At 69.8% G+C, this 8,461-nt stretch carries 10 protein-coding genes; 6 read left to right on the top strand and 4 right to left on the bottom strand.

Annotation, left to right across the window (positions count from 1 at the left end):
- Positions 1-427: 427 nt before the first annotated feature.
- Together AC31A1_RS41150 and AC31A1_RS41145 are read right to left on the bottom strand one after the other, a co-directional pair.
- Positions 428-1,360, bottom strand: a complete 933-nt coding sequence (locus AC31A1_RS41150; protein WP_489658200.1) for a M56 family metallopeptidase — start codon at positions 1,358-1,360, stop codon at positions 428-430.
- Positions 1,361-1,366: 6 nt separating this feature from the next.
- On the bottom strand, positions 1,367-1,756 hold the full coding sequence (locus AC31A1_RS41145) for a BlaI/MecI/CopY family transcriptional regulator (protein WP_489658199.1): 390 nt from the start codon (positions 1,754-1,756) through the stop codon (positions 1,367-1,369).
- A gap of 194 nt (positions 1,757-1,950) precedes the next feature.
- On the opposite strand from AC31A1_RS41145, the gene AC31A1_RS41140 reads away from it, so the two are divergent.
- Together AC31A1_RS41140 and AC31A1_RS41135 are read left to right on the top strand one after the other, a co-directional pair.
- A complete protein-coding gene (locus AC31A1_RS41140; RefSeq protein ID WP_489658198.1) occupies positions 1,951-2,526 on the top strand; it encodes a TerD family protein in 576 nt (191 codons plus the stop codon).
- A gap of 467 nt (positions 2,527-2,993) precedes the next feature.
- Complete coding sequence (locus AC31A1_RS41135; RefSeq protein ID WP_442811829.1) at positions 2,994-3,185, top strand: hypothetical protein; 192 nt, start codon at positions 2,994-2,996, stop codon at positions 3,183-3,185.
- A gap of 261 nt (positions 3,186-3,446) precedes the next feature.
- Here AC31A1_RS41135 and AC31A1_RS41130 read toward each other — a convergent pair whose 3' ends face one another.
- Positions 3,447-3,626, bottom strand: coding sequence for a twin-arginine translocase TatA/TatE family subunit (locus AC31A1_RS41130; RefSeq protein WP_489658197.1), 180 nt, complete (start codon positions 3,624-3,626; stop codon positions 3,447-3,449).
- A gap of 131 nt (positions 3,627-3,757) precedes the next feature.
- On the opposite strand from AC31A1_RS41130, the gene AC31A1_RS41125 reads away from it, so the two are divergent.
- The gene (locus AC31A1_RS41125; RefSeq protein WP_393754888.1) at positions 3,758-4,780 is read left to right on the top strand and encodes an LLM class flavin-dependent oxidoreductase; all 1,023 of its coding nucleotides are present in this window, start codon (positions 3,758-3,760) and stop codon (positions 4,778-4,780) included.
- 208 nt (positions 4,781-4,988) lie between these two features.
- On the opposite strand, the gene AC31A1_RS41120 is transcribed toward AC31A1_RS41125, so the two are convergent.
- Positions 4,989-5,405: a YybH family protein gene (locus AC31A1_RS41120; protein WP_489658196.1), complete on the bottom strand. Its 417-nt coding sequence runs from the start codon at positions 5,403-5,405 to the stop codon at positions 4,989-4,991.
- A gap of 540 nt (positions 5,406-5,945) precedes the next feature.
- On the opposite strand from AC31A1_RS41120, the gene AC31A1_RS41115 reads away from it, so the two are divergent.
- From AC31A1_RS41115 to AC31A1_RS41105, 3 genes are all read left to right on the top strand, one after another.
- Positions 5,946-6,227 (top strand): hypothetical protein, encoded by a 282-nt coding sequence (locus AC31A1_RS41115; protein WP_489658195.1) that lies wholly within the window; start codon positions 5,946-5,948, stop codon positions 6,225-6,227.
- 41 nt (positions 6,228-6,268) lie between these two features.
- Complete coding sequence (locus AC31A1_RS41110) at positions 6,269-6,868, top strand: YdcF family protein (RefSeq protein ID WP_489658194.1); 600 nt, start codon at positions 6,269-6,271, stop codon at positions 6,866-6,868.
- A 243-nt stretch (positions 6,869-7,111) separates the two neighbouring features.
- On the top strand, positions 7,112-8,437 hold the full coding sequence (locus AC31A1_RS41105; RefSeq protein ID WP_489658193.1) for an aminotransferase class I/II-fold pyridoxal phosphate-dependent enzyme: 1,326 nt from the start codon (positions 7,112-7,114) through the stop codon (positions 8,435-8,437).
- Positions 8,438-8,461: the final 24 nt, after the last annotated feature.

The following is an 8,461-nucleotide window of genomic DNA, read 5'->3' as shown; positions in this document are numbered from 1 at the left end:
GGGGCGGGCCGCACCCGTCGTCGAAGCGGCCGTCAGCCCCGCAGCAGGGTGGCGACCGCAGTGCGGGTGTGCTCCCGCAGCACGTCCGCGTCCAGGGTTGGCATCGCCCTGTCGGGGGCGGCAGCGGAGGGCGGGCACAGTCTGCTCTCCCCTCTGCGGGACCTGTTCGCGGCCGTGTTACACCGAGCCGCTGGCCACCCCCTAACCGGGCGGCTACGTAGGCCCGCACCTGCGTCCGACACGGCAGGCGGACAGGAGAGCGCGGCTGAGGAGCCGCACGAGGTGGGCCACTGATCTGGTCTCTCTGAGCGCAACAGCCCTGTAGCCGACGGGAGTTGGCGTGTCCTGCCAGCTGTAGGTGGGATGTGCCGGACTCCCGGCCCGTGCGCCGCTTCGCTACTGCTTGTCAGCGGTGCGGGCCTTCTGCTTAGAGCGGGGTCGCCGCGTGCAGGAGAAGCAGCAGCGTCACGGCCGAGTTCGCCGAGAGCGTCGCGGAGAGGGCGGCACCAGCCGCCGCGCTCCAGAGCGCCAGGCTCACGGTGGTGAAGAGCGGTGGCCAGGTGCGTGCCGGGGGCGGCGGGGCCAGCAGGGCGGCGACCCGGCGGGGGAGCGGGCCCGGCGCCCCGAGGGCCGCGAGCGTCGGTGCCGGCGTGCCGCGGGAGACGAGGGCCGCCTTGCCGATCGCGCGGGCGACCGCTCTGCGGCTGCCGACGGACTGGGCGGCTTCCTCGTCCGCCCAGCGCTCCGCGACGTAGGAGACCGCCGTACGCAGTGGCAGCAGGAACGGGTTGGCCCGGGCTGCCAGTTGAGCGATGAGCAGGTGGCGGTGGTGCCGGGCGGCGAGGTGGGCCCGCTCGTGGGCGAACAGGGCCCGGCGTTCCCCGGAGTTGAGGCAGGCGAGCAGGGCGGTGGTCACCACGATGCGGTCGCGTGGGCCGCCGGGGAGGGCGTAGGCGTACGGCTCGTCGTCGGGGAGGATCGCGACCGATGTGTCGCGCAGACCGGCGAGTGCCGCGTGGGCCAGCCGCCGAACTCGGCAGTGGCGCCAGAGAGTTCGGCCGCAGCCCAGGACCACGGCGAGAAGGACGGGAATCGCGGCCTTCCCCACGATCTCGTCGTGGGGCACGCTCTCGCGCACCTCGGTGTCCGACCAGCCGTCCGGCAGCGGGTTGCCCGGCAGTTGGGCGGTGCCGACCACCATCAGCAGGCCCAGGCACAGCGTGCTGCACAGCGCCATGACGGCGGCCATGGCGCTCAACAGGCCCGTGGCGGTGCGGGGATGAAGGTGCTGGGTGGCCAGGCGGGCGATCGGCCAGGCCGTCAACGGCAGGACGAGCGGCAGGAAGACGAAGACGCCCACGGGACGTCAGCCCGCCGACTCGTCGGTGGCCTGGTCCAGCAGGTCGCGCAGCAGTTGCTCGTCGTCTTCAGGGAGGGCGGTGATGAAGCTGGCCAGCACCGCCCGGCGGTCCTGCTCGCGATCGAGCACTTTGCGCATCTTCAGCGCGGCGAGTCCCGCCTCGTCCGCGGCCGGCGACCAGGCGAACGAGCGGCCCTCCCGCACCCGGGTCACGGCCTGCTTCTCCAGCAACCGGCTCAGCACGGTCATCACGGTCGTGTACGCGAGTTCGGCGTCCAGGCGTTCCTGCACCCAGGCCGCGGTCACCGGTGCGTCGGCCGTGTGCAGGACGGTGAGCACCTGTGTCTCCAACTCGCCCTGAGCCCGGCGCTGAGGGCGCGGATCCGGTCTCGCCACGCTCCGTCTCCCTCCTGTGTGCCACTGCGTCGCCGCGGGGTCGCGATCGTCCCATCGTATCGACGGGGTACTGCTCGGCCGGACCGTACTCGGCCGCACCGTCCCGGCCCCTCGATTATTTCTACAGTGTTGTAGATTCTGGTTCGGGTCCGTGCCGCGGACCCGAACCGTCGGTACGCGTGGAGGAATGAGTCATGGGTGTTTCCCTGTCCAAGGGTGGCAACGTTTCGCTGAGCAAGGAGGCACCGGGGCTCACGGCGGTGCTGGTCGGTCTGGGCTGGGACGTGCGCACCACGACCGGCACGGACTTCGACCTGGACGCCTCGGCGCTGCTGCTCGACGCCTCGGGCAAGGTCATCTCCGACCAGCACTTCGTCTTCTACAACAACCTCAAGAGCCCCGAGGGTTCGGTGGAGCACACCGGTGACAACACCACCGGTGAGGGCGAGGGCGACGACGAGTCCATCAAGGTGGACCTCGCCGTCGTACCGGCCGAGGTCGACAAGATCGTCTTCCCCGTCTCGATCCACGACGGCGAGTCCCGCAGCCAGAGCTTCGGCCAGGTCCGCAACGCCTTCATCCGCGTCGTCAACCAGGCCGGCGGCGCCGAACTCGCCCGCTACGACCTGTCCGAGGACGCGTCGACCGAGACCGCGATGGTCTTCGGCGAGTTGTACCGCAACGGCGCGGAGTGGAAGTTCCGTGCGGTCGGCCAGGGGTACGCGTCCGGACTGGCGGGGATCGCCTCCGACTTCGGCGTGGGTGTCTGAGAACCGGTAGCGGGAGAGGTCGTGTAGGCCGGTCGACCTGGGCAAAGCGCGGCGGATCGGCGTGGGCAAGTCGGATGGTGGCGCCCTGAGTTCGGTACGGAGGGGGCTCGGCGGGCAGGTCGCACCCCGCAAGGATTCCTGGCCGGGCTGACTGGCTGCCGCGGGATCGACCTGGACGCCTCGGTGCTGCTTGCGGCTGCCGTCCATCTGTGACAGTGCTACCGAACTGCCGAGTCCGTGACGGGAGTTGACGAACGGTACGCGGTAGGCGATGAGGTGATGAGCAGGACGACGGCACCGGCGGCCGCACCGGCATGGCCACGCCCGATGCCCCGCTCGCGCGCCTCCCCATCACAGGCGCCGTGACGGCGGTGGCCCTGTCCGACGTTTCAACTCCGGGTGTCGAACAGCGCGATGAAGGGAACCGTCCCCCGATGAACAACATACGGTGCACGCAATGCGGTGCGGTGGGGCTGGAGCCGGGTTTCGTCGAGGAGTCCGGGCAGGGCGCCCGCGGGTTCGCACGGTGGATCGCGGGCCCCCTTCAGCGAGGCCCGCTCGGCAACGCCAGAAAGATGGGCCGACCGCGTTGGCAGATCGACGCCTATCGCTGTCCGACGTGCGCGCACCTCGAACTGTTCGCCGCCCAGCCGGACTAGGGCCTGTCCGGCGGATCATGCCGCAGACGCGGGGCCTGGCACGCACTCCCCCACTGCCTTAAAGGCGTGGGGGGGGGGACCCCCAGCGGCGTTGTCGTCGGTTGCCAACTCCCCCACGCTCGAACGACCTCGCGCGGGGGGACCCCCATCGCGTTGCCGCCCTCCTCCGCCTTGCAGCTGCACGCACCAGGCCCCGCTCACCGGCGCTGATCAGATGCCGTTGGTCTCCTGCGACCTGATCCGCCGGACAGGCCCTAGTCGTCAGGGTCGCCGCGAGTCGTCCTCCTTGAGCGCCCTGGCCTCGCTCTTGAAGATGCGGGTCGCCTTGCACGCCGAACGCGTCAGCTCCGGCAGCTTCTTGATCCCGAGGACGACCACGACGACGAGGAGGATCAGGGCAAGTTCGCTCAAGCCGAACATCAGGTCTGCTTTCTCCCTCACCGGTTTCGCTGTCACGGACGCGGCAGTCGCACTGCTGAGACGGATTCCGTGCGGGCCGCGTCGACCGGATGGCCTGGTCACACCATGCGGGCGCGGGGAATCAATCGTGGCCGCCGGACGCTTCAGGCGGTGTGAAGAAGATAGGTTTTCTCTCCTTTGGTCACTGGTCGCCGAGTCCGCACTCCAAGACCCGGTCCGCTGCCGACTTCCTGCACCAGTCCATCGACCTGGCGGTCGCCGCCGAGGAACTCGGCGCGGACGGTGCGTACTTCCGCGTGCACCACTTCGCGCAGCAGGCGGGCAGCCCGTTCCCGCTGCTCTCGGCGATCGGCGCGCGAACCTCGAAGATCGAGATCGGCACCGGCGTGATCGACATGCGCTACGAGAACCCGCTGTACATGGCCGAGAACGCGGGCGCCGCCGACCTCATCTCCGGCGGCCGACTGCAGCTCGGCATCAGCCGTGGCTCACCGGAGCAGGTGATCGACGGCTGGCGGTACTTCGGCTACGCCCCTGCGGAGGGGGAGACCGGCGCGGACATGGCCCGCCAGCACGCCGAGGCCTTTCTCAAGGTGATCGAGGGCGAGGGTTTCGCGCGGCCGAACCCGCGGCCGATGTTCGCCAACCCGCCGGGGCTGCTGCGCGTCGAGCCGTACTCCGAGGGGCTGCGCGAACGGATCTGGTGGGGCTCCAGCTCGAACGCGACCGCCGTCTGGGCCGCGAAGCTGGGGATGAACCTGCAGAGTTCCACGCTGAAGGACGACGAGACGGGCGAGCCGCTGCACGTCCAGCAGCGCAAGCAGATCGAGGCGTACCGCGAGGCGTACAAGGAGGCGGGCCACACGCGCGAGCCCCGGGTGTCGGTCAGCCGCAGCATCTTCGCCCTGACCGACGACATGGACCGGGCCTACTTCGGCAACGACCGCAACTCGCGGGACCAGGTCGGCATGATCGACGACACGACCAGGGCGATCTTCGGACGCTCGTACGCCGCCGAGCCGGACATCCTGGTGAAGCAGCTCCAAGAGGACGAGGCCATCCAGGCCGCGGACACCCTCCTGCTGACCGTCCCGAACCAGCTCGGGGTCGACTACAACGCCCATGTGCTGGAGAGCATCCTGACTCACGTGGCACCGGAGCTCGGCTGGCGGTGAGTGTGCTGCCGCCCTGCGCGCGGGGCGGCTCGGCACCGTGGTGGTCGGGCCGCGGGGCATGCCCGACGGACCGGTGGGCTCGACTCCTCCACGTCGGCTGCCCGTACCGGTTCCGTCGGCGGGGTCTCGTCGTGAGCCTGCGGTCGGTCGTCGGCTCGCTCAACATCGACGGGAAGGTCGTTCGTCGGGCTGCGAGCGGAACCGCAGATCAGGGGCTCAGATGTTCGTGCCGCATCTTCCACTCCGCCGCCCGTTTCACGAGCACGTTCGTGCCCCGTCCCTGTCCGGAGCGAGGCCGGCCGTCAACCACGCCTGTCCAGGAGAATCGATACCGGCACACGGCGTGGTCGGCGGCGAGGACGACCCACTCAAGATCCTGGATTTCGTACACCTCGTCCTGGATGGCCGCGAAGGTCTGCTCGATTGCTTCCGTGATCTCGGCCAGGCCCCGATGGGAGCCGTCGGAGAACCAGTAGACGGCATCCGCATCGATCAACGGCGCCACGCGACCGATGTCGTGAGTATTGGTGGCCTGCTCGTACCGCGTCATGAACGCCGTGAGCTCGGCAGCGAGATCTGATACGAGATCTGACATGGGGACGGCCCTCTCCAGTGTCGAAGCCATGGACAGTCGAAGCCTTGAACAACTGTGGCGGGCTTGGATTTTCCCGTGTTTTGATGGGGGTGTGAGTCGGCAAGTGGTCTGGTCCGAGTGCCGCCCGGGCTCCGATCACTCCACACAGCGCTCGTTCGTGATCAACCGGCCGCTCTCGATGATTCCAGGCACCGTGTGGACCCCGAGCGATAGGTCAGGGGCAGTGCCTCTGGTGCTGCTGGGGCACGGTGGCGGCGGCCATCGGCACAGTGACCGGATCTTGTCGATGGCCGACCGGATCACCTCGTCCGGCTGCGCGGCCGTAGCGATCGATGGTCCGTTCCTCGGCGAGCGGGTGGCATCCCCGCTCACGCCGGTGGAGTACCAGAGCCGGATGGCCGCCGAGGGTGTCGGTCGGGTGCTGGACCGCATGGCTGACGACTGGGTCGCCGCGCGTGACCTCCTGGTGGACGTCGGGACGGCCGACCCGGCACGTCAGGCGTACTTCGGGCTGTCCATGGGCACGCGCTTCGGCCTCGCTGCCGCACGCGCCCTCGGGCCGGGGCTGAGGTGCGCGGTGTTCGGAAGTTCGGCACACAGTCAACTCCCGGCATCAATACCGGACTTCACGCCCCGCACCGCGTCCTGGACGACGCCTCCGCCATCACCGCACCCGTCCTCTTCCATGTGCAGTGGGACGACGAGATCTTCCCGCGTACGGGGCAACTCCAGCTGTTCGACGCCTTCATGAGTTCCGGCAAAGAACTGCTTGGCTTCTCCGGGGGCCACCGGGACACCCCGGAGCACGCCTCTGTCGTGTGGCACGGTTTCATCAACCGGCATATCGCGTAAGCCGACCGCCGAGAACTCCTGACGTGCCCTACAGTCGCCGCATGCGGCGAAGGACAGGGCTGGCGACGGCCGGGGTAGCGGCCCTGGCCTGGGGTGAGTGGCTGAACTGGCGCTGGTCCCGGGTTCTGGTGGGGGACAGCGAGGGCGCTTCCGAGGCCGTAGTGGTGTTGGGGTACCGGAATCCCCAAGCCACCGCGAACGTGATCAACCGATGGCGAGTCCGTGCCGGCATTCGCTCCATCGACGCCGGCGGTGCCCAGGAGACGTGCGTGATCTTCAGCGGCGGTGCGCCCGGCAGAGGCGTTGCGGAGGCCCAACTGATGGCTGACTACGCGAAGTCGGTGCTTGGGTTCGACGGCACGGTGCTCCTGGAAGACCAGAGCGTGACGACGTGGGAGAACATCGCGAACGTGATCCCACTCCTCGAAGACGTGGACCGCATCAAGATCGTCTCCCAGCCGGCGCATGCGCTCAAGGCCCGTGCGTACCTGCGGCGGCAGCGCCCCGGTCTCGCGGAGAGGCTGGTGCGCGCGGACGATTACCGCCCTGGCGAGTGGGTGGTCGTCAAACCGCTGCTGGCCCTGTACGGACTGTGGACACTCCGCGGCCTCAAGGCCGACGAACGGAAGGTCTCGCTGTAGCCAACCACTGTGCCCCACAAGGGTGTTCGGCCCCTGCGGGCGCTGGCTTGACGGCGCCGATCATCGCTTCGGACACGGACACGGACACGGACGCGGAGTCGTAGCCGGCTCGCACTCACCCCCCACTCGTCCACCAACCCCGAACTCGCGACCCATGAGCCCCGATCCCACCCATGGCGTATCTTTGGCCTAGGACAAACTTTGGCATAGGGCGAAACCTCCTGTTCGGGCGGAGCTGATCACGTGGGCATCAAGGGCACCACCGCGGCCGAGATCGCGGGCAGTGTGCGGGATCAGATCGCCTCGGGTGAGCTGGCGCCGCGGGCCGGTCTGCCTCCGGTGCGCGCGCTCGCGGCCGAGTTGGGGGTCAACCGGAACACGGTTGCCCTCGCGTACCGGCGGCTTGTCGAGGCGGGCGTGGCCGAGACGCGGGGGCGCGGCGGCACGGTGGTCGCGGCGGTTCCGCAGCTCGCGCGGGAGGGTGTCGGTGCCGGTGTCGGGGGTGACTGCGTCGACCTGGCCAGCGGCAACCCCGACCCGATGCTGTTGCCCGACCTCCTGGGCGCCGCCCGGCGCGGGGACTACAGCCCGCCGCTGTACGGTGAGCCCGCCATCGACCCGGGGCTGGACGCATGGGCCCGCGCCGACTTCGCCGAGGACCTCGATCAGCCGTTCCGCACGCTGGTGACACACGGAGCGGTGGACGCCACCGAGCGGCTGCTGAACGCTCACCTCACCCGAGGGGATCTGGTGGCGATCGAGGATCCCTGCTTCCTGGCGAGCATCGGGACGTTGCGGCTGAGCGGTTACCGCTCCGCGCCCGTCGCGGTCGACGGCGCCGGTATGCGCCCCGACGCGCTGCGGGCCGCCCTGGAGGCCGGTGCCCGCGCGGTCGTCTGCACGCCCCGCGCCCACAACCCGACCGGTGCGAGTCTCACCGAGGAACGGGCGGCCGACCTGCGGGCGATCCTCGCCGAACACCCCCAGGTCCTCGTCATCGAGGACGACCACTTCTCGGCGGTCTCCGCGCGGCCGTACCACCGGGTCACACCGCCGGGCAGTACGCGCTGGGCGTTGGTGCGGTCCGTGTCCAAGTTCCTCGGACCGGATCTGCGTCTCGCCCTCGTCGCCGCCGACGCCGAGTCGACCGCGCGCCTGGAGGCGCGGTTGAGCGCGGGCACCACCTGGGTCAGCCGGCTGCTGCAACACACCGCCCGTGAACTCCTGTTGGATCCCCGGGTCCACGAACTCCACGAACGGGCCCGAGAGTCCTACGCCCGGCGCAGCGGTCTGCTCGTCGAGCGACTGCGTGCCCAGGGCGTCGAAGTCCCGTACCGGCCCGACGGGTTGAACGTATGGGTCGAACTCGACGTCGACGGACGAGCCGTGGTCGCAGCTCTCGCGCGGCGGGGCTGGGCGGTGCGGCCCGGTCACCTCTTCGCGCCCGATCCGGCCGCCCATCAGGGCGCGATCCGGGTCACCGCCTCCACTGTCACCGAGCCGCAGGCCGAGGCGTTCGCCGCCGAACTCGCCTCAGTCGTCGCGGGGTTGCGCTCGACGGCCACCTGACCACCACGATCCGCCGGCCCACTT

It is taken from the genome of Streptomyces sp. P5F9, assembly GCF_057961495.1.
This window is presented reverse-complemented; position numbering and strand designations above follow the sequence as displayed.

What these genes read in the sequence shown, in the direction of transcription:
- AC31A1_RS41140 (WP_489658198.1), top strand. Translation starts at nt 1,951, where the DNA reads ATGGGTGTTTCCCTGTCCAAGGGTGGCAACGTTTCGCTGAGCAAGGAG.
- AC31A1_RS41120 (WP_489658196.1), bottom strand. Translation starts at nt 5,405, where the DNA reads ATGGCTTCGACACTGGAGAGGGCCGTCCCCATGTCAGATCTCGTATCA.
- AC31A1_RS41110 (WP_489658194.1), top strand. Translation starts at nt 6,269, where the DNA reads ATGCGGCGAAGGACAGGGCTGGCGACGGCCGGGGTAGCGGCCCTGGCC.